General features: G+C 30.6%; 26 protein-coding genes. 5 read left to right on the plus strand and 21 right to left on the minus strand.

Translation table 11 applies throughout. The features are described from left to right. Positions 1 to 17 precede the first annotated feature (17 nt). The 9 genes from fliY to aroQ are packed head-to-tail and all read right to left on the minus strand — an operon-like array spanning position 18 to position 7,208. Positions 18 to 857 (minus strand): flagellar motor switch protein FliY, encoded by an 840-nt coding sequence (gene fliY, locus L8W57_RS02235; protein WP_133319624.1) that lies wholly within the window; start codon positions 855 to 857, stop codon positions 18 to 20. After that, positions 847 to 1,938 carry a flagellar motor switch protein FliM gene (gene fliM, locus L8W57_RS02240; RefSeq protein ID WP_133319625.1) on the minus strand — a complete coding sequence of 364 codons (1,092 nt, stop codon included), beginning with the start codon at positions 1,936 to 1,938 and terminating at the stop codon, positions 847 to 849. The genes fliY and fliM overlap by 11 nt, the downstream gene beginning before the upstream one ends. Then, the gene (locus tag L8W57_RS02245) at positions 1,938 to 2,624 is read right to left on the minus strand and encodes an RNA polymerase sigma factor FliA (RefSeq protein ID WP_133319626.1); all 687 of its coding nucleotides are present in this window, start codon (positions 2,622 to 2,624) and stop codon (positions 1,938 to 1,940) included. The genes fliM and L8W57_RS02245 overlap by 1 nt, the downstream gene beginning before the upstream one ends. After that, complete coding sequence (locus L8W57_RS02250; RefSeq protein ID WP_133319627.1) at positions 2,611 to 2,967, minus strand: hypothetical protein; 357 nt, start codon at positions 2,965 to 2,967, stop codon at positions 2,611 to 2,613. Before L8W57_RS02250 ends, L8W57_RS02245 begins: the two co-directional genes overlap by 14 nt. 14 nt (positions 2,968 to 2,981) lie before the next feature. Further along, entirely contained in the window at positions 2,982 to 3,845 is an 864-nt protein-coding gene (gene flhG / locus L8W57_RS02255) for a flagella biosynthesis ATPase FlhG (protein ID WP_133319628.1), read from the minus strand. Next, complete coding sequence (gene flhF / locus L8W57_RS02260; protein WP_133319629.1) at positions 3,838 to 5,220, minus strand: flagellar biosynthesis protein FlhF; 1,383 nt, start codon at positions 5,218 to 5,220, stop codon at positions 3,838 to 3,840. Before flhF ends, flhG begins: the two co-directional genes overlap by 8 nt. 8 nt (positions 5,221 to 5,228) lie before the next feature. Then, positions 5,229 to 5,702, minus strand: coding sequence for a 2-amino-4-hydroxy-6-hydroxymethyldihydropteridine diphosphokinase (gene folK / locus L8W57_RS02265; RefSeq protein ID WP_133319630.1), 474 nt, complete (start codon positions 5,700 to 5,702; stop codon positions 5,229 to 5,231). Between the two features lies 1 nt (position 5,703). Next, positions 5,704 to 6,729: a M24 family metallopeptidase gene (locus L8W57_RS02270; protein ID WP_133319631.1), complete on the minus strand. Its 1,026-nt coding sequence runs from the start codon at positions 6,727 to 6,729 to the stop codon at positions 5,704 to 5,706. Continuing rightward, positions 6,726 to 7,208 carry a type II 3-dehydroquinate dehydratase gene (gene aroQ, locus L8W57_RS02275; protein WP_133319632.1) on the minus strand — a complete coding sequence of 161 codons (483 nt, stop codon included), beginning with the start codon at positions 7,206 to 7,208 and terminating at the stop codon, positions 6,726 to 6,728. Before aroQ ends, L8W57_RS02270 begins: the two co-directional genes overlap by 4 nt. 88 nt (positions 7,209 to 7,296) lie before the next feature. Between aroQ and L8W57_RS02280 the strand changes: the two genes are divergently transcribed. Together L8W57_RS02280 and sppA are read left to right on the plus strand one after the other, a co-directional pair. Continuing rightward, positions 7,297 to 8,520 (plus strand): metal-dependent hydrolase, encoded by a 1,224-nt coding sequence (locus L8W57_RS02280; protein WP_263661919.1) that lies wholly within the window; start codon positions 7,297 to 7,299, stop codon positions 8,518 to 8,520. Continuing rightward, positions 8,508 to 9,401, plus strand: coding sequence for a signal peptide peptidase SppA (gene sppA, locus L8W57_RS02285; RefSeq protein ID WP_263661920.1), 894 nt, complete (start codon positions 8,508 to 8,510; stop codon positions 9,399 to 9,401). Before L8W57_RS02280 ends, sppA begins: the two co-directional genes overlap by 13 nt. Here sppA and ribD read toward each other — a convergent pair. The 12 genes from ribD to L8W57_RS02345 form a co-directional block, all read right to left on the minus strand. Beyond that, complete coding sequence (gene ribD, locus L8W57_RS02290; protein ID WP_263661921.1) at positions 9,398 to 10,390, minus strand: bifunctional diaminohydroxyphosphoribosylaminopyrimidine deaminase/5-amino-6-(5-phosphoribosylamino)uracil reductase RibD; 993 nt, start codon at positions 10,388 to 10,390, stop codon at positions 9,398 to 9,400. The genes sppA and ribD overlap by 4 nt on opposite strands. A gap of 8 nt (positions 10,391 to 10,398) precedes the next feature. After that, entirely contained in the window at positions 10,399 to 11,781 is a 1,383-nt protein-coding gene (locus L8W57_RS02295; protein WP_263661922.1) for an McrC family protein, read from the minus strand. After that, positions 11,774 to 13,978, minus strand: coding sequence for an AAA family ATPase (locus L8W57_RS02300; protein WP_263661924.1), 2,205 nt, complete (start codon positions 13,976 to 13,978; stop codon positions 11,774 to 11,776). Before L8W57_RS02300 ends, L8W57_RS02295 begins: the two co-directional genes overlap by 8 nt. 140 nt (positions 13,979 to 14,118) lie before the next feature. Then, a complete protein-coding gene (gene rimP, locus L8W57_RS02305; RefSeq protein ID WP_263661925.1) occupies positions 14,119 to 14,541 on the minus strand; it encodes a ribosome maturation factor RimP in 423 nt (140 codons plus the stop codon). Beyond that, a complete protein-coding gene (gene rbfA, locus L8W57_RS02310) occupies positions 14,531 to 14,893 on the minus strand; it encodes a 30S ribosome-binding factor RbfA (RefSeq protein WP_149061987.1) in 363 nt (120 codons plus the stop codon). The genes rimP and rbfA overlap by 11 nt, the downstream gene beginning before the upstream one ends. Further along, positions 14,890 to 17,523, minus strand: coding sequence for a translation initiation factor IF-2 (gene infB / locus L8W57_RS02315; protein WP_263661926.1), 2,634 nt, complete (start codon positions 17,521 to 17,523; stop codon positions 14,890 to 14,892). The genes rbfA and infB overlap by 4 nt, the downstream gene beginning before the upstream one ends. Then, a complete protein-coding gene (locus tag L8W57_RS02320) occupies positions 17,504 to 17,770 on the minus strand; it encodes a DUF448 domain-containing protein (RefSeq protein WP_133319640.1) in 267 nt (88 codons plus the stop codon). The genes infB and L8W57_RS02320 overlap by 20 nt, the downstream gene beginning before the upstream one ends. A gap of 24 nt (positions 17,771 to 17,794) precedes the next feature. Beyond that, on the minus strand, positions 17,795 to 18,673 hold the full coding sequence (gene thrB / locus L8W57_RS02325) for a homoserine kinase (RefSeq protein WP_133319641.1): 879 nt from the start codon (positions 18,671 to 18,673) through the stop codon (positions 17,795 to 17,797). 8 nt (positions 18,674 to 18,681) lie between these two features. Next, positions 18,682 to 19,089, minus strand: coding sequence for a tRNA threonylcarbamoyladenosine biosynthesis protein TsaB (locus L8W57_RS02330; protein ID WP_165955275.1), 408 nt, complete (start codon positions 19,087 to 19,089; stop codon positions 18,682 to 18,684). A 41-nt stretch (positions 19,090 to 19,130) separates the two neighbouring features. Then, positions 19,131 to 20,015, minus strand: coding sequence for a UDP-3-O-acyl-N-acetylglucosamine deacetylase (gene lpxC, locus L8W57_RS02335; RefSeq protein WP_263661928.1), 885 nt, complete (start codon positions 20,013 to 20,015; stop codon positions 19,131 to 19,133). A gap of 2 nt (positions 20,016 to 20,017) precedes the next feature. Next, positions 20,018 to 21,397: a M23 family metallopeptidase gene (locus L8W57_RS02340; protein WP_220566490.1), complete on the minus strand. Its 1,380-nt coding sequence runs from the start codon at positions 21,395 to 21,397 to the stop codon at positions 20,018 to 20,020. A 76-nt stretch (positions 21,398 to 21,473) separates the two neighbouring features. Beyond that, positions 21,474 to 22,301: a prephenate dehydrogenase gene (locus L8W57_RS02345; protein ID WP_263659726.1), complete on the minus strand. Its 828-nt coding sequence runs from the start codon at positions 22,299 to 22,301 to the stop codon at positions 21,474 to 21,476. A gap of 77 nt (positions 22,302 to 22,378) precedes the next feature. Between L8W57_RS02345 and bamA the strand changes: the two genes are divergently transcribed. Genes bamA through L8W57_RS02360 form a run of 3 tightly spaced genes read left to right on the plus strand, consistent with a single transcriptional unit; the run spans position 22,379 to position 25,946 of the window. Then, entirely contained in the window at positions 22,379 to 24,595 is a 2,217-nt protein-coding gene (gene bamA, locus L8W57_RS02350; protein ID WP_263661929.1) for an outer membrane protein assembly factor BamA, read from the plus strand. Positions 24,596 to 24,645: 50 nt separating this feature from the next. Beyond that, positions 24,646 to 25,488, plus strand: coding sequence for an acetyl-CoA carboxylase, carboxyltransferase subunit beta (gene accD / locus L8W57_RS02355; RefSeq protein WP_263661930.1), 843 nt, complete (start codon positions 24,646 to 24,648; stop codon positions 25,486 to 25,488). 2 nt (positions 25,489 to 25,490) lie between these two features. Further along, complete coding sequence (locus L8W57_RS02360; RefSeq protein WP_263661931.1) at positions 25,491 to 25,946, plus strand: 23S rRNA (pseudouridine(1915)-N(3))-methyltransferase RlmH; 456 nt, start codon at positions 25,491 to 25,493, stop codon at positions 25,944 to 25,946.

Raw genomic sequence — 25,946 nt, forward strand, 5'->3', positions numbered from 1 at the left:
ATTAGAGAACTAATTTTTCATCTTAATTGCTCTAATCTTTCTTTTTTAGAGCCAATCTCAGTAATTTGTACTCCAAAATTTCCATCTACGATAACTACTTCCCCATAGGCAATCTTTTTATCACCTATTAAAATTTCTAAAGGATCATTAGCTAATTGATCAAGCTCGATAACTGAACCTATGTCCATAGTTAAAACATCCTTTAAAAGCATTTTTTTACTACCAATACGCACTCTTATAGGCAAACGCACATCCATAATCAAGCCGATATTTCTTAACTCTTCAACGCTTGCTAAGGTTTTATGGTCTTGAGTATGCTCTTCATGAGTTGTAACAATTTCTTCTAAATCGGTTTTAGTTAAAACTTTATAAATTTTCTCATCAAATACTAAGGAAATTTTCTCTTCTAAATCAGCTATTTTTACATTATATAAATATATTTTATGAAAGCCGCCAAGTTCTAGACTATCTGCAACAAATTCACAATTTTCTAAACTAAATTCCATTTTTGGAATTTCTTTTTGTGCACCTAAGGTTGTAGAAAATGCTGAAATGATATTTTGTATAGCTTCTTTAGCCGCGTCCATTTCATCTTCATTTAGCTCACTATTTTTAGAGATTTCTTCTTCTCCCATCATCCACTCACCAATTGCACTCATTAAAACCGCACTTGCTAAGATTTTGATTTTCATCTCATTATTGACACTAAAAGTAGCACTAACTAATGGCGGAGTCATAGAATCTTGAGAATTTACATCATACTCATAATACTCGCTAAATTCAGCACTTTTCCCTGTTAAGCCTTCTATTGTGCTTATGCACTCGTTGACAAATATGCCTAAAAAATCATTGATCATCTTCTTCCTCTTCTAACTCTTCATTTTCATCATAAGAATTTGCCTTTGCTCTTCTTTCATCTTCATATTTTTCAAGCATTTCTTTAATCTCATCTTTATCAGTTTTAATAAGTTCTAAGATTTTAATCGACTTTCTAAATCTATGAAGTCCTACTTGAGCTAAAAATACTTCTTTTTTATCTATGGCTACTATAGCTTTATCATCTGCACTTCTATCAAGTTTTAAAATATCTCCTTGTTTTAAATCTAAAAATTCATTTACATTGATAAAAGTTTTACCAAGCATAGCTTCATAAATCACTTCAGCACGACCGATCAAAGTTTTAAGTTCTTTGTTTCTTGACTTTTTAGCCGAAGTTTCACCCATCATAATATCACGATTTGCTAAACGGCTCAAAATACTTTCCAAATGCACAACTGGATAGCATATATTTACCATACCACTTGAATTTCCTATGATAATCTCCATTACCACCATGATAACAATCTCATTTTGAGAAACAATTTGCACAACATTTGGACTTGATTCTTTTGCTTCAACACTTGGATAAATTTCCGTAACATTCATCCAACTTTCTTTAAGTCTTTGCATAATAATACGCAAAATAGAATCAAGCAAGTTAAGTTCTATTTCTGTAAGCTCTCTTAAGGTGTCAAAACTTTCACCTTGACCACCCAAAAGCCTATCTATCATAGGGAAAGCAATACTTGGATTGATCTCTAAAACACAATTTCCATCTAAAGGCTTAATAGAAAAAACATTAAAGCTTGTCGGTGAAGGTAAAGACATCAAAAATTCACCATAAGTCATTTGATCAACTGAGTGTAGTTTAATCTCAACTATACTTCTCATCATAGATGAAATTTGCGAAGCAAGATTTCTAGCTAATTTATCATGAATTCCTTTAATAGAACGAAGTTGTTCTTTTGAAACCCTATTTGGACGCTTAAAATCATATACTACAATATCTCTTTTATCTTCTATTTCTTCTAATTTTGAAGAAGCAGCACTATCATCGCTATCATCATCAACGACTTCTAAAAGAGCATCAATTTCTTCTTGGGAAAGTATTTCAGCCATTAAACTAGCCTTTCTCTAATCTTCTTAAGCAAACGCTTATGAATTTGTGAAATTCTTGACTCGCTAATCTCTAAAATCTCTGCAATTTCTTTTAAATTTAATTCTTCATAATAATAAAGCTGTATCACAAGCCTTTCTCTTTCTTTAAATTCTTCCAAAACCGCGTTGATTTTTTCTATTAATTCTTCTTTTTCTATTTGTTCTATGATATTACTATCATTAAAACAATTTAGCTGTTCATCTAAAGGCATAACAAGCGATATAGCATGAGCTGCTCTTGCTTCTTTTACCTTTTCTACTTCTAAATTTAATCTTTGTGCTAAATACTCATCATCAGGTTCTTTTTCATTCTCTTGATAAAACTCATCTATAATAGCATCAATATCTTTGATGATTTTTCTATTGCTTCTACTCATTACATCAAGGCTTCTTAGATAATCAAGCATAGCTCCATTTACTCTTTTTCTTGCAAAACCCCAAAAATTGTCATTTTGTTCTTTATCATAGCGACGCGAGAGTTTAATCATCTCTTCTACGCCAATACTAATTAAATCATTTACATCAATACTTGCGGGCAAACGCTCTTTAAGTCTAAAAGCCATAGCTCTTAATGCGGGCATATAAGAGATGACTAAGTCATCTTGTTCTTTTTTTAGCGTAGAAGCATAAGCATTATGCGGCTGCATGTTTTACTTTTCTTTTTGAAGAGCTATCAAGTTTTTTAAGGTCTTCACGCTCTTCTTGAAGTTTTTCAAGCAAGTAATCCATTTTCTTTTCTCTTGCAGCTAATTCTGCTATAAAGCTATTATTTTCATTTTCATATTTTTCTTTATTAAAGCTTCTACCACTAATTTTATTTGCATCTACAAAAATCATAATTACTATATGGATTAACACATAAAATACAAAAGTAATCAAACAAGTATATACAACTATCTCTACTGCATCTTCTATATTAACTATGGTGAACATTAATCCTATAAAAAAACCACAAACAGTAAAAAAAGCAACAAAATTTTCTGGTCTCATCTTTTTCCTTCAATCTAAAAACGATCCAAAAGCTTTTTGAAGAAACTCATAATGCTTTTATCTCCCACATTATTAAGCACTTTTTGTTCCAACCTATACAAAAGCTTAGAAGCTATGGCTTTGAGTTCATCACTTGCATTAGTATCATCATCGCTAAATAAAGTTCTTTTTTTAATACTAGAACTAATATCTTTACTTTGACCTAAAAATCCTAAAAATTCTAAATTTAAATTATGCTTAATGTTAATATCTGCTACTTTTTTAATATTATCAAAAATTCTTAAAGCCTCATTTTCATTTCTAACTACATTAAATACCATTAATAAATTCTCTTTAGTCTTTGAAGTAGTTTTTATAGTAGCATAAGCATCGGTAATTGCGGCAGGATCAGGTACAGTTATGACAATAACCTCATCAGACATTTCTAAGAAATTCCCTATATTACCACCAATACCTGCTCCTGTATCAATGATTAAAAAGTCTAAATCATCTAAAATACTTGTTTGATTTAAAAATCTCTCATAAATATTTTTATCATTGTATTTTAAAATTTCATCGCCACTCTCACCTGGGATAAGCCATAAATTTGGCTTGACTTCTATTAGAATATCTTCTAGTGAGCATTCACCTTTTAAAACATGTAAAAGGTTTTTTTCTACACGCACATTTAAAATCACATCTAAATTTGCAAGCCCTATATCTGCATCAAAAAGCCCTACTTTATATCCATTTTTAGCTAGGATGTTGCCCAAATTTGCACTAAAAGTACTTTTTCCAACCCCACCTTTACCGCTAGTAACTGCGATAAAATGGGTATGTTTTACATTTGAGTTTTCATTTTTTACTAGATCTTTTAATTTTTCTGCTTGATTACTCATTTTCATCCCTTCTAAAACCTTCTAACACACAACGCACCAAAAAGTCGCTATTTGCTACTTCTATATCATCAGGTACTTCTTGACCTATGGAAAAAAAGCTCATCGGAGTGCTAGTTTCATAAAGCAAAGAAAACACATTTCCAAATACTTTTGTTTCATCAAATTTTGTAATGATTAAAGTGTCTATATTTAAAAATGAAAAATTATTATAAGTTTCTAATAAATCTTCATATTTTGTATTTGCTGAAAGCACTAAATTCACATCAATTTGCGCATTAGAATGCGATAAAAATTCTTTTGTTTTTTCAAGTTTTGCCTTATCATACTGTGAATTTCCGGTTGTATCTACTAAAATAACCTCACAAGTATTTAAACTTCTAATCGCATCATCTAAGTCATTTGGCTCTATACTATCAATAATAGGAAGTTTCATCATCTTAGCATATTGGAAAAGTTGCTCTACTGCGCCTATTCTATAAGTATCAAGAGTTATAATACCGGTTTTATAGCGTCTATCCCCATAAGCATAGCGAAAAGCAAGCTTTGCTAAAGTTGTAGTTTTACCTACTCCTGTTGGACCTACTAACATCATGATTTTTTGCTTTTTAATTTCACTTTCTAAACGGCATGGAAGCATATTACGCAAAAGTGAGTAAAAATACCTTTGCACTGCTTCTTGATTTGCTTTCATGGTGCTTGGCATATTTTCAATAGTCGCTTTCATAATCGCTTCTAAATGCGCTTCTTGCATGCCACTTGCTTTAGCTTGCTTATAAATACTTGCAAACTCAGGTGGTATAGCTAATTCTTTGCGTAAATCTGCCTTATCATCCCACATCATATCCACAAGTAAATTCATTTTATCATTAAGCTTGTTCATTTGTTTTTCAAAAGCTTCTATTTTTTTATCATAATTTGGATTTGGCATAGAAAAATCTTGATAGTTTGAAACCTTGCTAATTTCTGAACTAACTTGAGAAAGTTTGTTTTTTAAATTTAAAAAATTATCATCTTTTTTGCTTGTATTTAAATAAGGATTAATAGGTTTTTGCTTAGCTTTTGAAGAAAAATCAAGCACTACATCTTCTTCTTTTTTTTCATCTTCAAGTTTTGAAGCTTGAATTTTAGCCTCAGGAAAACTTGCTGTATTTGGTTTTTTCTTTGGTGGCATAGGCAAATTATTTTGTTTTAAATGCTCTTCATAATCAGCTTCTTCAATCGCCACTATAACCTCATACAAAGGCTTTTGATTGATAGTTTTTGGACGAATTTGCTTATTAGTTACTATCAAAGCCTTATCGCCATAATCTTGCTTGACCTTAGGTATAATCTCATCTGTGCTTTCAACCGTAAAAGTATGAATCAATTGTCCCATATTTTTCCTTATCTTAACAAGCCCAAAGGCAAAGTTACGCTAATTCTATCATTTACCCCCACATGAGGCACTATGCAATACTCATCTTTACGCGCTTTTTTTGAAAAATACAACAAATCTAAATCAAGCGTTCTAGGAGCATTTTTAAAAGTTCTTTTTCTTTTGAATTTAAACTCATAAAAAAACAAAACTTTTAAAAGTGCTCTTGCATGCAAACTTGTGCTTACAACCATCACTGCATTAGTAAAGTCTTTTTGCTCTTCAAAGCCAAAAGCTTTATTAATCAAAAATGGCGATGTTTGCAATACTTGCAAGCGTTTATCTTGCATTAAAAGCCTAAATAAACTCCGAAAGCGTTTTTTTTCATCTTCTATATTGCTTCCAAGTCCTATAATGGCTATGTATTTTCCTTTTTTATCAGTCTTTGAATAAAAAGGAAAAAAACGAATTTTTTCTAACCTTCTAGCCCCTTTAATCAGCAAGTTATAACACCACTGCCTTTTCTTTATCAAGATAGACCATATCTTCTATCCTAATGCCAAGTTTATCTTTGATATAAATTCCAGGTTCAATGGTAAATACCATACCTTCTTTTAGCTCATAATCACTTCTTGGACTAATATTTGGCAACTCATGTATATCAAGTCCCACTCCATGCCCTAAGCTATGAATAAATTCTTTTTCAAAACCTGCGTTTTTAATCACTTCTCTTGCGATAAAATCAAGCTCACTTGCCATCATACCAACGCGTGCTTTTTCTATAGCTTGAAGCTGAGCTTGCTTAACCACTTCATAAATTTGCATAATTTCTTTATCTTTAAAATTTGGCTTATTTTTATCAAAAACTATACCATTCTCATCAAAACAAGCCGTTCTTGTACGATCAGAACAATACCTTTGATAAACCACACCCGCATCAACTAATAACAAATCTCCATATTCTAAACATTTATCACTAGGTAAAGCATGTGCTTTAGCTGCGTTTTCATTAATAGCTACAATAGGTGAAAAAGAAAGTCCTAAAGCACCTTTTTTTTGAAAAATTTCACATGCTTTAAAATGTAATTCTTTTTCGCTTTTTCCATGGCCTTCTTGGCTGATAAATTTAGCAAATTCTTCAAAGCATTCTTTACCAAAATTTACAGCCTTTTGCAAAAGTTGTAATTCCTTGGCATTTTTTATAATGCGTTTATTTTTACTTAAGTCTAATTTTTCTTCAAAAACGATATTAACACTTTTACTAAGTTCTTTAAATTCAAAATAGCTAAAGTCTTTTGGGTCAAAACACACCCTATCAATTCCTGCTTCTTCTAAAAGCTCTCTAGCACTAGCAAAAAGATCTTGTGCTAAAACTACCTTAGCATTTTTTATCATTTCGCTAGCTTCAAAGCTATATCTTGCATCAGTAATGAAAAAAGCTTTATCTTCAAGTTTTAAAAATAAAGCATTATCGCAAGAATAGCCGCACTCATAAAAAAGTGCATTTTCGTTTTTTAAGATAAAATTCATTGATTTGCTTGTTGTGCTTTTGCTTGAGCTGCTTTATATGCATTGATTTGATCAAAAATTTGGAAAAGTCCCATTAGAGCCATATGATAACCAAAAGGACCAAAACCTACCACGCTACCTGCACAAACTGGCGCTATCATGCTTTTTTGTCTGAATTCTTCTCTTCTGTAAGTATTGCTAATATGCACTTCAATCACAGGCATATTAATCGCTGCAATTGCATCGCGGATTGCTATAGAAGTGTGTGCATAAGCAGCTGGATTAATAATCACTCCATCTACACTGCCTAAGCATTCTTGAATTTTATCAACTAACTCACCTTCAAAATTACTTTGAAAAAACTCAATCTCCACATTAGCTTGTTTTGCGGCTTGTTTCATTTGCTCGTGGATATCTTCCATTTTCATATTACCATAAATGTGAGTTTCTCTTACACCAAGCATATTAATGTTTGGTCCTTGTATCACCATAACTTTCATAATCTAACCTTTATTTAGTAAAATTTACTATATTATAACACTTTAAAGCTAAATTTTAGCTACAATTTACCTTTTTAAAGGATGGAAAATGTTTATAATAGCACCCAAAATCATCCTAACCTGTGATGATAAATTTAGTATTTTAGAAAAAAAAGCTATTCTTTTTGATGATAATATTTTAGAAATTGATACTTTAGAAAATTTACAAAAATCCTATCCAAAAGCCAAGCTTATACCAACTCCAAAAAATACCTTACTTTTACCCGCCTTTATCAACCCGCACACACATTTAGAATTTAGTGCAAATAATGGAAATTTAGTCTTTGGAGACTTTTTAAAATGGCTTGATAGCGTTTTTAATAACCGCGAGCAATTAAACGAAAAAGCCAAAGAAAAATTAATCTCACAAAATATTCATAAAATGCTAAAAAGTGGCACTGCTACTATAGGAGAAATTTCAAGCTTTGGGGGCGATTTAAACCCTTGTGTAAATTCACAAGCTAGAGTGATATTTTTCAATGAAATTTTAGGTTCAAGTGAAAATTTTATCCAAGCAAAAAAAGAGGAATTTTTAACTCGTTATGAAAAAAGCATGAGCTTTAAAACTTCTAAATTTATCCCTGCTATTTCAGTGCATGCACCCTACTCAACCCACCCAGAGCTTGCTAAATTTGCTATAAAACTTGCTAGAGAAAACGATCATTTGCTAAGCACACATTTTCTTGAAAGCAATCATGAAAACAACTGGCTAAGGTTTAAAAAAGGTGGTTTTAAAAAGAGCTTGGCTAAATTTAGCAAAAATCCTATGCCATTTTACACTCCGCAAAGCTTTTTAGAACTTTTTAAAGATCAAAGGACTTTATTTACACATTGTGTGTATTTTAAAGAATGGAATTTGCTAGATAAAAATCTGCACTCAATCACGCATTGTGCTTTTTCAAATAGGCTTTTGAGTAAAAATACTTTTAAATTAAAATCTGCTTTAAAAAATGGTATTAATATCCATCTAGGAACCGATGGCTTAAGTTCAAATACTTCTTTAAGCATGCTTGATGAAATGAGAGTAAATTTACTTATGCATGATGATTTAGAGTTAGAAAATTTTGCTAAAATGTTACTTTTAATGGCAACAAATAAAGCCGCAAAAGCCTTAAATTTAAACCTAGGTCAAATTCAAAAAGGCAAAATAGCTGATTTTAGTCTTTTTGCTTTACCAAATAGTGCAAATTTAAAACAACTTCCTTTGCAATTTATCTTACAAAGCAAAGAAGTGTTAAAACTTTTTATAGAAGGAAAAGAATGCAGATTATAAAATCATTTTTTAAAGGAATTGGAAAAACCATTTCTTATATCAACACTTATTTTAAAACCTTTGTGTTTTTATTTATCGTGTTTTTAATCCTTACTCCAAGCGGGGATAATGCCAAACTTTCTAATGCAAACCTAGCTCAAATTAATCTTAAAGGCGAAATTAGCGATGCGAGCAATCTTTTAGAACAAATTTACAAAGCCAAAGACGATAAAGCTATAAAAGGAGTTTTGCTTTTTATAGATAGCCCTGGGGGAGCTTTTGCACCAAGCATGGAAATAGCTTTAGCTATACAAGATCTTAAAGCTAAAAAGCCTGTGGTAGTCTATGCAGGTGGAACTATAGCAAGTGGAAGCTACTTAAGTGCAGTAGGAGCTGATATGATCATCGCTAATCCTGCTAGCTTTGTAGGATCTATTGGGGTAATCATGCAAGGCTTTGAAGTAAGCAATCTTGCACAAAAACTTGGCATAAATGAGCAAACTATCAAAGCAGGAAGTTATAAAGAAGCAGGAACTTTCATGCGTAAATGGAGCGAAGATGAAAAAGACTTTTTGCAAAATTTAGCCAATCAAAGCTATGAACTTTTCACACAATTTGTCGCTAAAAATCGCAAGCTAGACTTAAACCAAACAAGCTCATGGGCTGATGCGAAAGTATTTTTAGCTAATGAGGCTTTAAAATTAAAACTCATTGATAAAATAGGCAATTACGAGCAAGCCAAAAAAGAAGTAGAAAAACTAGCTAAAGTACAAAACCCTATCTGGCAAAAAGAAGATGCCATAGATAAGTTTTTAAAACGATTAGAAGAGCAAAGTGCTAGCTTTTTTGCTAACACTTTGACACAATTTTTCACACAAGTAAGCTCACAAAAAATCTACTAAGATTTAATAATCTCATAAAATCCATAAGTATCATTTTCTAAAAAGCCTTTATATAAAGGCTTTAGCTTTAAATCTAACTTAACATTTTCAAGAGTATTTAAATTCGAGCTTGAAAAAATCAAAAGCATATCTAACTCATCTTTAAAGGCTTTTAAAAAATTCTCCCCACCCTCATACATGATGAGCTTTGCTTTGCTAGGAATGCTTGTAAAAATTTCTCTTTCAGCTACGCTAAATAAAGGAATGTTTGGATCAAAACTTTCTAAATTTTGATGGCTTAGTATGCATAAATTTGGCGCTTTAGTTTGAGCTAACCTTGCATCCAAAATAGGCCTATCATGTCTTATAGTTTCTCCACCCACTACAAGCAAATCAAGCTTTGAACGCAATGTATGGGCATAGGTTCTACTTGCTTTAGAACTTACGATTTTACCATAAGCAGAGCCATTTAAAGAAAGGGCTAGTTTAAAAAATTTAAAACTTGATTTTTGCCATTTTAAAAAAGGCTTTAAAAGCTCTTTGGCTCTTTGCTCGCAAATTCCCATGTGAACTTTTATGCCCTGATCTTTTAAAAACTCTGCTCCACCACTTGCGAGCTTATGCTCATCCTTAGTAGCAATAAAAACTTCACTAAAACCAAGTGTGCTAAAAAGCTTTGCACAAGGTGGGGTTTTGCCCTGATGATTGCAAGGTTCTAAACTCACATAAGCACTAGCGCCTTTTAATAACCCCTGATGATTTTTGCAAATAAACTCATGCAAATCATTTGCATTTTGTGGTAAATCTAAATTTGGATTAAGTGCTTTTAAGGCTTTACTCACTGCTTCAAGTTCTGCATGAGCCTTGCCTGCTTCTTTGTGTGCTTCTATGCTTAAGATTTTGCCATTTTTGTCTAAGATCACACAACCTACGGCTGGATTAGGGTAGGTTAAAAGCTGATATTTCCAAGCTTCATCTATGGCTAAATTCATATAAAATTCGTGATTCATACTACTTCCTAAAAAGGTAAAGGTGCAAAAAATACCTTAAGCTTTACATGCTCATCACAAGCTTTTAAAAAACCTTGTGCTAAAAACTTAATATCTTTAGTTTTTAATTTCTCTCTTAAGTCAAAAGTTCTCTCACATAGAGGATAAATGAGATAAATTTCCTTTATCTCGTATTTATTTACATAAGCAAACATTTGATATAAATCACTTTGCGATATGCCATGCTTTTTCTCATCTTCACTATCATCTAGAATTTTCCATTTGGTATCTAAGATCATTTTATTTTCTATATATAAATCAGGCTTTAACATAAAACATTTTTCATCATTTTTTGAAATTAGATACTTTCCATGACTTTGGGCTTTTATATTTTTACTAGGATTGGCGAGTTTAAACATATAAGCCACGTAGTTTTCAAAAAGTTTTTCCATAGGAAAAAGCAAAGCAAAAGCTTCGTTTTTGCCTTTATATGGAGCAAAGCTTTGATTTTGCAAAAATATCTTACACCAAGAAAGTATATTTTCATAATAATCAAAATGTCTTGAAATTTTAAAACTAAAATCTTTTTCATAATTTGTAGAAAATTCTACCTCATCAAGCATTTGCATAGCTTTGATGATTTTAAATTTATTCAAGCTTGTTTTGGATTTTAAAAAATTTAGCGTTGATTTTATCAAGCGATTTGGAGCTATGTCTAAAACAAACTCATCGCTACTTGTGAAAAATCTTTCTTTGTGTATTAAATTTGATTTTATATGCTCATTAAAAAGTAATTTTCCTTTTAAGAAAGCTCTGTTTTCTTCGCTACTTACATAAGATCTCATCAAACCTTTTTTATACACACTATCAAATTCATCTAAAAACATCGTGATAAATACTTCAAACAAAGGCATTTTAGCAATTTGCAAAGATGAAATTTGAGATTTTTTAAAAGGGAAATTTTTTAAGGTTGTTAGCATGTTAATTAAAAGATTTTTGGGGTTGAAATTTATCTCTTTTATACTATACCATTTTTTTATTTTAATGTTTTTCACAATTTTATATTCTTGAAAATAGCTAAAATTAGTATATAATTTATTACCATTGCTTATTGTATAGGCATAATTTAACTTGCTCTTTGAAACTTTCAAAGATTTATCTTTTTTTTCTTTATAGCTATCCAAATTTGTGCATTTTGGCAAAATTTCTAAAACACCGCTTTTAGTCTGTATAATGCCGACATAATTTTTAGCTTTTAAGGCGTTTTTACTTTTAAAGCCTAGAAGACTTTCATTATTTTTTGCGAAGTCTTCTAGCTCTTTATAAAATATTTCAGCTTTTTCTTTGAAAATTTCTTTTAAATCTTCTTTAGAAAAATCTTGGTATTCGATGATAGAAAAGGTGTTATTCATTTTCGTTTTTTGTTTTATTTGTTATTTTATCATCATATATTGCTTGATATGTTTTTATATCGTTCCAAATTTCATCATCAAATGGAGCGATAGTATAAATATTTCTCTCATTATCAACATTATATAAATTCTTTTTTTGAAGATATTTATCATCTTTTTTATCTTCAAAAATCATACCATTATCATTTAAAACTGCATTTATCAAAGCATAATCATTGTAAAAATACTCTTGCAATAGCGGGATAATTTTATTTTGAAAAATACTTTTTAATTTTGAAATACTCAAAACATACCAATCTTCTTTATATTTACCTGGTTTGATCCAATTATTTTTATCAAATTTAACAGCTTCACTTATAAAAAATGCATGTCCTATTGTTTTTTCTCTATCTAATAAAAACTCAATTCTCTTGTTTATACTTATCAAGATTTTTTGAAGTATTTCTGCATCGCCTTCTGTTTTACGATCATCACCCAAATAATCTTCATCTTTATTTGGATTTTCAACATTTTTACACACAAATATATTATAAAGCAAATTAGGTTTAGGCATCATCTCGATAAATTCAAAGCGTCTTCGCAAAGCTGTATCAAGTGAAGTTATACTTCTATCGGCTGTATTCATAGTACCTATGATATAAACATTCTTAGGCACTCCAAATTCTTCACCGCTATAAGGCAATCTTGCTCTCAACTCTTCTTTTTCACCTATCCTTTTACTAGGTTCTATCAAGGTTATAAGCTCACCAAAAATTTTACTTACATTACCACGATTAATCTCATCTATGATGATTATAAAATTCTTTTTTGTATTATCTTCTACAATCTTTAAATCATTAAGATTATCTTTCGCCTCATTAAGATTGCTTGACTTTATCTTTTCTAATAAATCATTAGGGCTAATTCTATATAACTCATAAACAGTTTTTTGTACTAAAATTTTATCACTATTTAAATCAAGAATGTTTATTTCATCATCTTGAGAAATCCAACTAACTTCTCTATATGTTTGATATTCTTCATCTTCATTATATTTAACATCGCTTGTAATAACTCCAATACCTTTTATAGTTGTTGAAGTATTAAAAACACATACCAAATCCCCTATTTGCATGTAATCCACAAAACTTATTATACTATTTTTATTATTTGAACCTAAATTTAAAAAACGCTCATCTTTATTTTTTGGAATATCATTCCAACCTATACAAATTTTATTTTTTTCAAAACACTCATCTCTTAATGAAGCATTAGCTCCTAAAGAAATTTTCCAAACTTTTGAATTTTTATCAATAGATATATCTTCATTATTTATAATTTTTCTTTTTTTATCCAAAGCTTTTTTACAAAGTTCTTTAAAAATTCCATCTTTTATTTCGTATTCTACTTCCTTAGAATTTTCTCTATCTATGCGAGGTTTTATACCTTCTATAAATTCTTCATACCCATAGCTTTGATGGAAAGTAGTAAAAACTATTTGCCCTTTTTCTACATACTCATCAAATAATTTTTTTCTATTTACCCTATCATCTTCGCTTGGAATTTGTATTTTTTCTTCATTTGATATAATCTCTAAAGCTTTATCTATCGTATGATAAGTTTTTCCTGTCCCTGGAGGTCCATAAAGAATTTGATTTAAAGGCGGATTTTGATTTTCTTTTTTACTTAATATTTCATTTCCATTATTTCTTATTTCTTTATTATTGCTTATAGATAAAGCATTTCTATCTTGAATTTCATTTAATGGCAACTTTGCAAACCATTGCATATTTTCTATGATTTTATCAACAATCACTTCAATATCATTATTTAAATTTAGATAATTAAAAGCCACATTATTGAACTTTGTATTATATTCGTCAACTTTATTTTTTGCAGTATAGTTAATTATTACATCCTCGCTCTCTCCGATACAAACTATGATTTCTCCATTTTCTCGCTTTATGCCGCAATACACATAAACACCATAAGATGCCTTATACTCTTGCGTATCCATTCTTACAAATATAATCCAAGGAATTTTAGATACAGTTCCTTGTCCATAACTTAATTTTACATAAAAACCATAGTTTTTTAGAAAATCAAAATTAATTATTTCGTCCTTAGAAGATAACTTAGTACCGCCATAAGCGTTATGAAAAAAGTCTACTAAATACTTTTTAAACTTATTTTTATCATCAGATGGCAATGCAATCATAACATATCCTTTATTTTTAATAGTTTTTAAAACTATTATCCAATATTATAAAATGGATCTAACTATATTATATATATTTTTACTTTATATTAAACTTTAATTATATAAAAGATAGGTAAAAATTTAGAATTCTAAATTTTTTACCATTGTATGAAGGTTTTAGCTTTTTTTATGTCACTAAAATTTATAGTAGTCTTTTCTTGAGTTTCTAAATTTTCTAAAGTGATATTTTTATCATTTACAGCGATGATTTTTGCTTCGATTTTTTCTTTTTCACTAGTGGTGACTTTTACAAGTTCATTAATGCTTTTTGCAAAATGCTCGATTTTACTAAGTTTTCTTTCAAGCCCACAGCTTGATACTTCTAAAAAATACTCCCCACTCACAGGTGGCTCTACATCAAAAATAGGCGATAAAATCTCACTAAGCCTAGCACAATCATCAAGATTTACTCCACCTTCTTTTTGCACATAAATTCTATAAATCTTTCTACTATTTTCACTTGTTAGCTCATCATCATAAAAGCTAAGTCCTGCTTCTTTACAAAGTGCTTCAAGATTCATTTTGTTCCTTTTTGATTTTTTCAAATAAAGCATCCATATGATTTTGATACTCTAATCTATCATCAAATTTAAAGTGAAAATTCGGACATCTATACCACCCTTGCTCACTCATGCAGTAATTTTGCAAAGCACGGGCGGCTTTTTTAAGTTGATTGAGTATGATTTCTTGCTCTTGGGTATTAAAAAACATTTTATCTAAATACACAAAAGCATCATATCTGCCTTTTTTACACTCTACATCCACTACGCACAAGTTTTTTAAAACTTCGTTGTCTAAATTTGCTAAAGCTTCTGGTATAAGCTCTTTTAAAATGCTTTCTGTGCGTAGCTTTTTGATTTCAGCTGGGTTCATAGGCTTACTTGTTCCTCAACTTCTTTGTAGCTTTCTATATAATCGCCCACTCTCATATCATTACAACCTTCTATGCCTACACCGCATTCATAGCCTTTTGCAACTTCTCTTACATCATCTTTAAAGCGTTTGAGCGAGCTTACATTACCTTCAAATACCACAACCCCATCTCTAATGAGCCTGATTTTCGCGCCACGATTGATTGTGCCTTCTGTCACCATACAACCTGCGATTTGGCCTAATTTTGGCACACTGATCACTTGACGAATTTCAGCTTGACCAAGTTGTTCTTCAGAGATAATAGGACTCATCATACCACCTAGTAAAGCTTTTACATCATCAAGCAAATTGTAAATAACATTATAAGTTTTTATCTCTACGCCTTTATCTTTGGCACGCTCTTTAATCTCACCAGTTGGGCGTATATTAAAACCTAAAACAATAGAATTTTCACTCGCACTTGCAAGCTCTATATCACTTTGAGTAATCCCACCTACTCCACTATGGATGATATTAACCTTAATCTCATCGTTTTTAAGTTTTTCTAAACTAGCCTTAATCGCTTCAAGTGAACCTTGCACATCTGCTTTTAAGATCACAGGAAGGGCTTTTAAATTACCTTCTTTGATTTTTGCACCAAGCTCATCTATACTTACTTTAGTGGATTTGCTTAGTTCTTTTTGGCGGTTGTATTCATGGCGTTTATTAGCATATTCTCTTGCTTGCTTATCACTATCTACAGCTATTAGAGTTTCTCCTGCATCGGCTACTTCACTAAGACCTATGATCACCCCGCACTCACCTGGACCTATTTCTTTTAAAGCTTTGCCTTGATCATCACTCATAGCACGCACTTTACCATAAGCTTCCCCTGCTACGACTGTATTTCCTACTCTTAAAGTACCATTTTGCACGATGATAGTAGCCACAGGACCTCTACCTTTTTGCACTGAAGATTCTATAATACTTGCTTTAGCATGGGCTTTTGGATTTGCTTTAAGCTCTAAAATATCAGCTTGTAATAATACAATTTCAAGTAAATCCTCTATACCATCACCTTTTTTAGCTGAAACTGGCACAAATTCATGGCTTCCGCCCCATTCTACTGGCATGATGTCCATTTCTGCTAGTTGGGTTTTTACCATGTCAGGATTTGCGTTTTCTTTATCCATTTTATTAATAGCAATGATAATAGGTACATTGGCTGCTTTTGCATGATTGATCGCCTCTTTAGTTTGTGGTTTTACCCCATCATCTGCAGCTACTACGATAATAACAATATCCGTTATACTAGCTCCCCTTGCACGCATAGCAGTAAATGCCTCATGGCCTGGAGTATCGATAAAAGTGATTTTTCTACCATTTTTTTCCACCATATAAGCGCCAACATGCTGAGTGATCCCACCTGCTTCGCCACTTGCAATACGTGATTTTCTTATATAATCAAGCAAAGAAGTCTTACCATGATCCACATGCCCCATGATAGTGATAACCGGGGCTCTTTGGCTTAAATTTTCTTCTGTTTGATTTTCATCATAATCTTTTACATAATCAAACTCATCAGCCTCATCAATGATATTAATCTCCACTCCAAATTCAGCTGCAAGAATTTCTATAGCATCCTCATCTAAAAAGTCATTTTTAGTCGTCATCATACCAAGCATGAAAAGTTTAGAGATAACTTCTCCGGTGTTTTTACCAAGTTTTTCAGCAAATTCATACACACGAATTTCTTTAGGTATGCTTACACTTGTTATAGCTTCACTTTCTTTTTTCTCTACCTTTTTAGGTGGTTTTTTACGACTTCTTCTTTGTATACCACCCTCGCCAAATGGGTTGATAGAGTTATTTAAAGATTGCTTTAAGATATTTGGTTGTTTTTTGTTTGCTGGTTGTGCTGGTTTGTTTTCTTTCACACTAAAATCAGGTAAAACTACCATATCGTCATCTTCTAAAGAAATATCAGCAAAGTCTTTATCTCCTAAAAGATCCATTTTAGTAGTGTTTTCTTTTTTACTTGTCGCAGGATGATTTTTCTTTTCTTTTTTCTTTCTTTTTAAATTCTCATCTGAATTTGAAAAAATCATACTAAGGCTCAAGCCTTGAGTATTTTGTATATTAGATTTTTCTTCATTGTTTATTTGGTTTTCTTTGCTTTCTTCTTTTTTCTTTTTAACGATAACTAAACCTCTTCTTTTAGCTAAATTTAAATTAGAGCCTAGTTTTTCATCGAATTTAATTTCTTCTTTTTTTTCCTCTAATGCTTCATTTTTAATAGGATTTTCAGGTTGCTTTTCTTCTTTTTTACTTTCTTCTTTCTTTTCATTTGTTGTTTTAACAGGAGTTTTTGTTTCTTTTTTAGTAGTTTTTTTCTCTTCTTTTTTGCTTTCTTCTTTTTTAGTAGTAGTTTTTTTAGTCGCACTTTCTTTTTTAGGCTTTGCCACTTTTTTTACCACATCTAGTATTTCACCTGATTGTACATATTGATAAATCGCTTCTGCGATTTCAGAAGATACTTTTTTGTTAGGGGATTTTATATCCTCTAAGCCTATTTCATTGGCTTTTTCTATAATTTCTTTACTAGTATATCCTAACTCTTGAGCGATTTCGCTAATCTTTACATCTGTCATTAAAAAATATCTCCTTTAAATCCTGCTGATTTATACTGCCATAAAAATTGCCTTTGCAAGCTCTCATAAAAGCCTTTTGCAATGTTTTTTCATCTTTTTCAAAACATGGATTACAAATATATAAACTCCTACCAAATTCCACTTTAGTGATAATTTGAGAATTTTTTATTTGAAATTGATGCAAACTTTGCTTTTCATAACGACCTTTGCAAACAATGCACATTCTAATGGGTATATGGTTTTTCAAAATTATATCTTTTTTTTGGAATTTTTAGCAAATTTTAAAGCCCTCATCGTCAAATTCTAAAAGCTCAACTCTAAATTTAGCAAATTTATTTTTGATTTTTTCTTTGATTTGTTTAGCATCATCTTTATAAGCTAGAGTGAAAAAACTCGAACCTGAGCCTGAAAGCGTGCTCATGAGAGCATTATTATCTAAAGCTAATTTTTGTACTTCAAAAAGCTCAGGTAAAAGTTTCATTCTTTGATTTTGATGAAGTTTATCTAAACTTGCATATTTTAATAAATCATATTTTTTCTCTAAAAAGCAAGCAGTTAAAAATGAAGCATGACAAAGATTAAAAACAGCATCTTCTAGATTAATTTTTTTAGCTAAAACTGTTCTTGATTTTTGAGTATTCATCGCTACATTTGGTATAGTTATAACAGCTTGTAAGTCTTTATCTACTTCTTTTTTTATAGCTAAGACTTTTTGATTGTGATTTAATGCACACACAAAACCTCCAAGAGCTGCTGGAGCTATGTTATCTGGATGATTTTCATATTTTAAAGCTTCATTTAAAATGATATTTTTATCTGCTTTAAATCCGCTTAATTCATAAGCACAAGCAATAGCTCCAATTATTACAGCAGAAGAACTTCCCATACCTCTTGCTAAAGGGATATTATTTTGAAAAACAAAACGAAAATTATCTTTTTTACCGCTAAGTCTTTGATAAATTTCATAAAAAATATTAACAAAAGTATTATTTTTTTTAAGATAGATATTATTTTCACCTTCTCCATGTATGTTAATACTAAAAAATTTAGATTTTTCAACTATAGTTTGATTAAAATGTTTTAAACTCAAGCCCAAACAATCAAAACCAGGACCTAAATTTGCACTTGTCGCAGGAACTAAAATTTTCATTTTTTACCTTAATTAATTGCATCTAAAACATAAAAAGGTGTATTTTCTTTGCTTAAATTTAAACCTTTTAAACTTTGAGGCATAAAAAAACTTCCTGCTTGTGTCTTCTCTAAAATAATTTCACCATTGTCTTTTTTTACAAAACATAAATGTTTGTTTGCAGATATAGGAGTGTTGTTATTTAACTCAAAAGCACTGATTGCTTTTAAAGGAATGTTTTTGACTATGGCTAATGTCTCAAAAGAAACATAAGAAATTTTTATACCCATGTAAGAACCTGGCCCATGTACATAAATAAGCTTTTCAAACTCATATTGTGAAAGTAATTCTTGCAATATTTTTGGTAAAACCTCGCTAACTTTTAAATCACTTTCAATGGTATTTAACAATAAATCATTTTCATAAATACCAAGCATTAAAGGTTTTGCTATGGCATTTAAAAGCAAAGTAACCTTTTTTATGCAAAAACCTTTTCATAAACCTTATGTGTGCTTTTTTCTAAGCTTACCACTTCATAGATACTAGGATCTTTTAAAAGTTCTTTAGTTAAAAGATGATTAAGCTTGTGTGAACCTGCATAAGAAGTATAATCTCCAAAAACTCTACATCCAAGCAAGGTTAAATCCCCAATAGCGTCTAAAATTTTATGACGCACAAATTCATCCTTAAAGCGCAAACCTTCAGGGTTTAAAATACGATTATCATCAATCACAACAGCATTTTCTAGGCTTCCACCAAGACCTAAATTCATAGCTCTTAAAGCTTGAACATCCTTTAAAAACCCAAAGGTTCTTGCTCTTGCTATTTGCTCTATGTAGTTTTGTTTGCTAAATTCAAAACAATAATTTTGTTTGCCTATAATAGGATTATCAAATTCGATTGTATAGTTTATAATAGGCATATCCGTAGGACTTAAACGCACAAATTTATTGCCTTCTTTTACTTCTACACTTTTTTTAATCACTAAAATTTTTTTTGCCGCATCAAGCTCTTTTATACCTGCTTCTTCAAGCATCATACAAAAACCTATACTGCTACCATCCATTACAGGAGCTTCATTTGCGTCTAAAACTATACGCACATTATCAATACCATAAGCATTAATCGCACTCATTAAATGTTCTATAGTAGAAACATAACCCCTATGATCGCCTATTACAGTAGCCATTTGTGTATCGATGACATTTTCAGGCTTTGCTTCATAAGAAATTCCCAAATCACTTCTATAAAACACTATACCACTACCAGCTTCTAATGGCTCTAATTTTATACTAATAGGCTCACCCTTGTGCAAACCTATACCAACACCTTTAACTTCTTTTGCTATTGTTGTTTGATTCATTTTTATTCACTCAAAATTCTTTTTTTGCTTGATTCTAATACATTATAGATATTTTCTTTTATCCATTTTGCATCTTGCCATTGCTCAGGACGCACTTCAACACCTTGCACCAAAACACCAAAATGCACATGATCTCCAAGCGCTAAGCCTGTAGTGCCTGTAGTGCCTATAACATCACCTGCTCTAACTCTATCACCCACATTTACATCCACATTAGTGCAATGTCCATAAAGAGTATAAATCCCAAAACCATGATAAATAATAATATTTAGTCCATAAATTCCATTTTCTTGTACAAATACCACTTCACCATCATTATTGCTAATGATAGGCGCTTCTTTTACACTTGCTAAATCAAGCCCCATGTGATAAGAGCTACTAAATGCTTGATTATTATAAGAATAAAACCTATGATCAGCATAATCAGCTACTTTTTGGCCATTTTTTAAAGGCTTGAAAAGATTGACTTTAAAATTATTAATCATGGTATCAGGAACTTTACTCGTAATATCATGAATGATAACTTCATTAGAAGCTCTTAAGTCCTCATTAACAAATTTAAATTTTTCAAGCCTGCTTAACTCTCTATCTTTTGGAGCATATTTTTGTGCTAAAAATTCAATCTTTCCATCTAAAAATCTATCACTTACTTTTATATTAGATACTCGGTATTTTTTATTGGTAAAATAATATCTAATTCTTTGTTTGTTTACATTACCTGCTTTATCTACTGCTACTACATAAGCTCTAAAATGCTCATCGGTTGCCTCCCAAGGAATCAACGCAGCATAATATCCTTCTTTCACATAAGGAGTTGCTTTAAAAATTTTGTCTTTATCAGTTGTGATATAAACTTCTTGTAAATTCTCATCACTTGCTTTAAATACCACACTACCTACTCCACCTTGTTCGATTTGATAAGAATTGTCTAAAATTTCTACAAATGGTTTTTTGGTATCAATGATAACTTTCACTTCTTTAAGCGCTTGATTTCCTAAAAAGAAATTCCAAAAACTACTATCACTTGCTTCTATTACAAGCTTATAAGAATCAACATTTTCTTTATAAGCTGGTTTTGGTAGTTTTAAATCAAAATGGACACTTTTTTTATTACCTTTAACATGTTCATTAACAAGCATTTCACCATTTAATTCATTTGCTTTAAATAGTGTGACTTTAACATCTTTTAAAACGCTTTCATCGCTTATTTCTATAGATATAGGATCTGTTAAATTGCTATAAATAATATCTGATTTTGTTTGGATTAATGGAGGATTTTTTTCAAACAGCTTTGTATTTAACACAAAAACCCCAAAGGCTAAAAGTATTAAAAAAACTAGAAAAATCCATTTTTTATTTGATCTTTTACGCGTAAAAACCATATTCTCCACTTTCATTGTATAATTTTTGTAAAAATATATTATGCTTTAGCAAATTAAGGGTAAATTATAAAAAAATTTACAAAATTTCTCTTAACTTATTTGCACTTTTAATCCAAGCTTCAAGTTCATTTATATCACATTTTTCTATCATTTTTTTACACTCTTGTAATTCTTTTTGAAATAAATCAATAGAATTTAATAAATTTTGTTTGTTTTGTTCAAAAATACCACTCCACATTTGAGGGTTTGATTTTGCAATTCTACACATATCTTTAAAAGAAGGACCTCCTAGGTGGGCTATATTTTTTTTATTTTCTTCTTTCATCACAAAATTTGCCAAGGAAAAACTAATCACATGCGGTAAGTGTGAAATGATAGAAGCATGATGATCATGCGCGATACTATCCATAAATACAAGCTTCATTCCTAAATCTGAAAAAATTTCTATAGCCCTTTTTTGATGAATATGATCAGCATTTTGCACATCACATAAAACACAAACTGCATTTTTATACAAGTCTTTTATAGCTGCATTTGGACCGCTATTTTCAGTTCCTGCCATAGGGTGAGCTGCGATAAATTGACTTTGTAAATCAGATGGTAAATTTTTAATAATTTCTTCTTTTGTACTTCCAAGCTCAATGATAGTGCAATCTTTAGAAATATCTTGAAATTCTTTTAAAATTTTTACAATAGCTCTTACAGGGATAGCTAAAAAAATCACATCACATTTTTTTAACTCTTCAAATGAAACAATTTTATCTATTAATTTTCGCTCTAGCGCGATTTGTTCAAATTCTTTGTTTATATCATATCCGCAAACTAAATCTATTAATTTATTCTCTCTCAAGCTAAGGCCCAAAGATCCACCTATTAAGCCAAGTCCGATTATACCTACTTTCATAAATTTTCCTTAAAAAGCATTAGTTAAAAATATTTTGGTATTATAACGATTTTGTATATAAAAATTTAGGTAAAATGATGAAAAAATGGTTTGTTTTCTTTGCACTCTCAAGTTCTTTATGTGCAGCTACGATTAAAGATATAAAATTTGAAGGCTTATCGCAACTTTCTAAAGAAAGTGCTATTGCGATTTCTAAATTAAAAATAGGACAAAAAATCGATCCTGCTAGTATAGATACAGCAATTAAAAACCTTTTTGATAGAAATTATTTTAAAGATATAGTAGTAGAAGAAAAAAATGGGGTACTAATTTTTAAAGTAATAGAAAAACCTTCCATTGGAAAAATAGACATTCAAGGTATAGCAAGTAATGATAGAAAACAAATAGAAAGTCTTGTTGGTTTAAAACCTGGAATTTTATATGATGAAAATTCAGCTAAAGACGCAGCTGAAAAAATCAAACTTTTTTATCAAGCCAAAGGTTTTTATGATACTGTTGTAGAAATCAAAGATGAAAAATTAAGTAATTCAAGCTCATTAAAACTTACTTTTGTTGTAAATCGTGGGGAAAATATCATCATAGAAAAAGTACATTTAAGTGGTGCAAAAAATTTAAGTTATTCAGATATTGAACCTGCGGTAGCAAATAAACAAAGAGAAGCCCTAGGCTGGATGTGGGGCTTTAACGATGGTAAGCTTAAAATCTTTGATCTTGCAAATGATAGCTCAAGAATTTCAGATGTATATTTAAAAGAAGGTTATCTTGATGTAAGCGTATCTCCTGCTTTTTTAAATACTTATACAGATACTTATCAAGCTGATTTAACTTATTTTATCAACGAGGGTGAGGTTTATAAAGTTAAAGGGATTAAAATTTTTAATCCTATTTTTAGTGATGAAGAAAATGAAGCTTTAGTAAATGATTTAAAATTAAGTGTTGGAAAAATAGTTAATATAGAAAAACTAAGAGAAGATATAAAAACTATAGAAACAAAGACGGCTGATTTGGGTTATGCTTTTGTACAGGTTATACCTGATATACAAAAAGATAAAGAAAACCATGAAGCTGTGATTATTTTTAAAGTCATACCTAATGAAAAAGTATATGTTAGAAATGTTGAAATTTCAGGTAATACTAAAACAGTTGATAGGGTTATTCGTAGAGAGCTTTATCTAACCGAAGGCAATCTTTATAATAGAACTGATTTAATAGACTCAAGAAATGCTCTAAGAAGAACTGCATATTTTGAAAATGTAGATATTAAAGAACAAAGAGTAGATGATACACATATTGATTTGATAGTAGAAGTCAAAGAAGCTTCAACTGGAGCTATTTCAGGTGGTATTGGTTATGGAACTAGTGATGGAATTTTACTTAGTGCTTCATTATCTGATGCAAATATCTTAGGCTCTGGCATGAAAGGAAGTGTAAGTATAGACAAAGGCGATGATACACTTTCAGGTAGAATATCTTTAAGAAATCCTAGAGTAAATGATAGTGATTATTCTCTTGGAGGATCATTATATTCAGATCGTTTAGAATGGGATAGTTATGATGAGAGAAACTATGGTTTTGATATAAGTGTTGGTAAAACTTTGGGAAGATACACAAGCATAGATTTAACTTACAATCTTGAGCAAAGTGATATTTATCATTTGAGTGATCGCTTAATCGCTCAAGGATATAAACTTGGAAAAACTTACAAAAGTTCTATCACTCCTTCAATAGTATTTAACAATACAGATGATTATTATCTACCAAGATCAGGTTTTATCGCTTCAACCTCACTTGAATATGCAGGCTTAGGTGGAGATCAAGAATTTATAAGCTCTACTACTAAATTTAATTATTATCAAGGCTTAGAAGAATTTATAGGTTGGGATTTGATTTATCGCTATAAAGCAAGTTTTTATAAGGTATGGGATCAAGGTTATTTACCTATCAATGAGAAATTATACCTTGGAGGCATAGGAACTATTAGAGGTTTTGATAGAAGAAGCGTGAGTCCTAAAAACGAATGGGGTGATGAAACAGGTGGTACAGTGGCTTTTGCTAACTCTGTAGAGCTTAGTTTTCCAATCTTTGATAGAATCAAGCTAAGAGGAAGTGTATTTTTTGACTATGGTGCCATAGGTGAGAGTTCTTTAAGTCAAATTCAAAGATGGAGTACAGGTGTTGGCTTTGAGTGGCTAACCCCACTAGGTGCTTTAAATTTAGTTTTTGCTAAACCATTTAACACTAATTCAAAAGACGACTTAAGCAAATTCGAGTTTATGTTGGGTGCAAGATTTTAAAAATACTAAAATCTTGCTATAATTTTGAAATTTTATTTTAGGTAGAGATAATGAATTTTTTAGATATTTTTTCTAGTATAAGACGCAAACAAGCCGCTCCAAGCGAAGCTCCAAATCACTGGGTAAAATGTAATTCTTGCCATGCGTTAATGTATTATAAAGAAATAGAAACTTGTTATAATGTTTGTCCTAAATGTAATTTTCATATGAGATTAAATCCTTTAAAACGCATCGAGCTACTTAGTGATGAAGATACTTTTGTAGAAATGGATAAAGATTTACATGCGATTGATCCGCTTAAATTTGTTGATAGTAAATCATATAAAAAAAGATTAGCAGAAAATGAAGAAAAAACAGGAAGAAAAAGCGCTATAATAAGCGGCGAGTGCAATATAGATGGCATTAAAACTCAATTAGTTGTTTTTGATTTTTCTTTCATGGGTGGAAGTTTGGGCTCAGTAGAAGGTGAAAAAATTCTTAGAGCGATTGAAAGAGCGATTGAAAAAAAAACTCCTGTTGTTATAGTGAGTGCAAGTGGTGGAGCTAGAATGCAAGAAAGCACTTATTCTTTAATGCAAATGAGCAAAACAAGTGCGGCATTAAAGCTATTAGCAGAAGAAAAGCTTCCCTATATTTCTGTCTTAACTGATCCAACTATGGGTGGAGTGAGTGCATCGTTTGCTTGGCTTGGAGATATCATTATGGCTGAACCTGGTGCCCTAGTAGGTTTTGCAGGAGCTAGAGTTATCAAACAAACTATAGGTACTGATTTACCAGAAGGCTTTCAAAAGGCCGAATTTTTACTTGAACATGGATTAATTGATGCTATTGTAGAAAGAAGTGAACATAAAAAATTTATAGCAGATTTTTTAAGATTTTTTTCTAAAAATTAAAAATGCATATTAATCTTTTAAGCATTCAAAAAAACAATAATAATGAATTCAGTAAAATAGATGAGCACTACACCAAGCTCATCAAAAAATTTTGCAATTTTAATGATATTTGTATTTTTAACAGTAAAATTAATTTAGCACAAAATACCAATACCATAGAAGCAAAAAAATCTTATACAAACGCGCTAAATCCTTATAAAAAAGGTTTTTGCATAGCTTTAGATGAAAATGGTAAAGAGCTTACAAGTGTAGAATTTGCTAAATTATTACAAGATAAAAATGAAATTTCTTTTTTTATAGGCGGTGCTTATGGCCTTGAAAAAGAATTCATCGCACAAATGCATACAAGCATAGCTCTTAGCAAAATGACTTTAGTGCATAAATTTGCTAAAACTATGCTTTTAGAACAAATTTATCGTGCATTTTGCATTAATACAAATCATCCATACCACAAATAG

The organism is Campylobacter sp. IFREMER_LSEM_CL1890 (genome assembly GCF_025772045.1).
Lineage (GTDB): Bacteria > Campylobacterota > Campylobacteria > Campylobacterales > Campylobacteraceae > Campylobacter_D > Campylobacter_D lari_D.

What these genes read in the sequence shown, in the direction of transcription:
- bamA (WP_263661929.1), top strand. Translation starts at nt 22,379, where the DNA reads ATGAAAAAATGGTTTGTTTTCTTTGCACTCTCAAGTTCTTTATGTGCA.
- infB (WP_263661926.1), bottom strand. Translation starts at nt 17,523, where the DNA reads ATGACAGATGTAAAGATTAGCGAAATCGCTCAAGAGTTAGGATATACT.
- L8W57_RS02280 (WP_263661919.1), top strand. Translation starts at nt 7,297, where the DNA reads ATGTTTATAATAGCACCCAAAATCATCCTAACCTGTGATGATAAATTT.
- sppA (WP_263661920.1), top strand. Translation starts at nt 8,508, where the DNA reads ATGCAGATTATAAAATCATTTTTTAAAGGAATTGGAAAAACCATTTCT.
- L8W57_RS02330 (WP_165955275.1), bottom strand. Translation starts at nt 19,089, where the DNA reads ATGCTTGGTATTTATGAAAATGATTTATTGTTAAATACCATTGAAAGT.
- rimP (WP_263661925.1), bottom strand. Translation starts at nt 14,541, where the DNA reads ATGAATCTTGAAGCACTTTGTAAAGAAGCAGGACTTAGCTTTTATGAT.
- lpxC (WP_263661928.1), bottom strand. Translation starts at nt 20,015, where the DNA reads ATGAATCAAACAACAATAGCAAAAGAAGTTAAAGGTGTTGGTATAGGT.
- aroQ (WP_133319632.1), bottom strand. Translation starts at nt 7,208, where the DNA reads ATGAAAGTTATGGTGATACAAGGACCAAACATTAATATGCTTGGTGTA.
- fliY (WP_133319624.1), bottom strand. Translation starts at nt 857, where the DNA reads ATGATCAATGATTTTTTAGGCATATTTGTCAACGAGTGCATAAGCACA.
- ribD (WP_263661921.1), bottom strand. Translation starts at nt 10,390, where the DNA reads ATGAATCACGAATTTTATATGAATTTAGCCATAGATGAAGCTTGGAAA.
- flhG (WP_133319628.1), bottom strand. Translation starts at nt 3,845, where the DNA reads ATGAGTAATCAAGCAGAAAAATTAAAAGATCTAGTAAAAAATGAAAAC.
- thrB (WP_133319641.1), bottom strand. Translation starts at nt 18,673, where the DNA reads ATGAAAATTTTAGTTCCTGCGACAAGTGCAAATTTAGGTCCTGGTTTT.
- L8W57_RS02270 (WP_133319631.1), bottom strand. Translation starts at nt 6,729, where the DNA reads ATGAATTTTATCTTAAAAAACGAAAATGCACTTTTTTATGAGTGCGGC.
- L8W57_RS02360 (WP_263661931.1), top strand. Translation starts at nt 25,491, where the DNA reads ATGCATATTAATCTTTTAAGCATTCAAAAAAACAATAATAATGAATTC.
- L8W57_RS02340 (WP_220566490.1), bottom strand. Translation starts at nt 21,397, where the DNA reads ATGGTTTTTACGCGTAAAAGATCAAATAAAAAATGGATTTTTCTAGTT.
- flhF (WP_133319629.1), bottom strand. Translation starts at nt 5,220, where the DNA reads ATGGGACAATTGATTCATACTTTTACGGTTGAAAGCACAGATGAGATT.
- L8W57_RS02245 (WP_133319626.1), bottom strand. Translation starts at nt 2,624, where the DNA reads ATGCAGCCGCATAATGCTTATGCTTCTACGCTAAAAAAAGAACAAGAT.
- L8W57_RS02295 (WP_263661922.1), bottom strand. Translation starts at nt 11,781, where the DNA reads ATGAATAACACCTTTTCTATCATCGAATACCAAGATTTTTCTAAAGAA.
- fliM (WP_133319625.1), bottom strand. Translation starts at nt 1,938, where the DNA reads ATGGCTGAAATACTTTCCCAAGAAGAAATTGATGCTCTTTTAGAAGTC.
- L8W57_RS02345 (WP_263659726.1), bottom strand. Translation starts at nt 22,301, where the DNA reads ATGAAAGTAGGTATAATCGGACTTGGCTTAATAGGTGGATCTTTGGGC.
- L8W57_RS02250 (WP_133319627.1), bottom strand. Translation starts at nt 2,967, where the DNA reads ATGAGACCAGAAAATTTTGTTGCTTTTTTTACTGTTTGTGGTTTTTTT.
- L8W57_RS02300 (WP_263661924.1), bottom strand. Translation starts at nt 13,978, where the DNA reads ATGATTGCATTGCCATCTGATGATAAAAATAAGTTTAAAAAGTATTTA.
- rbfA (WP_149061987.1), bottom strand. Translation starts at nt 14,893, where the DNA reads ATGAACCCAGCTGAAATCAAAAAGCTACGCACAGAAAGCATTTTAAAA.
- accD (WP_263661930.1), top strand. Translation starts at nt 24,646, where the DNA reads ATGAATTTTTTAGATATTTTTTCTAGTATAAGACGCAAACAAGCCGCT.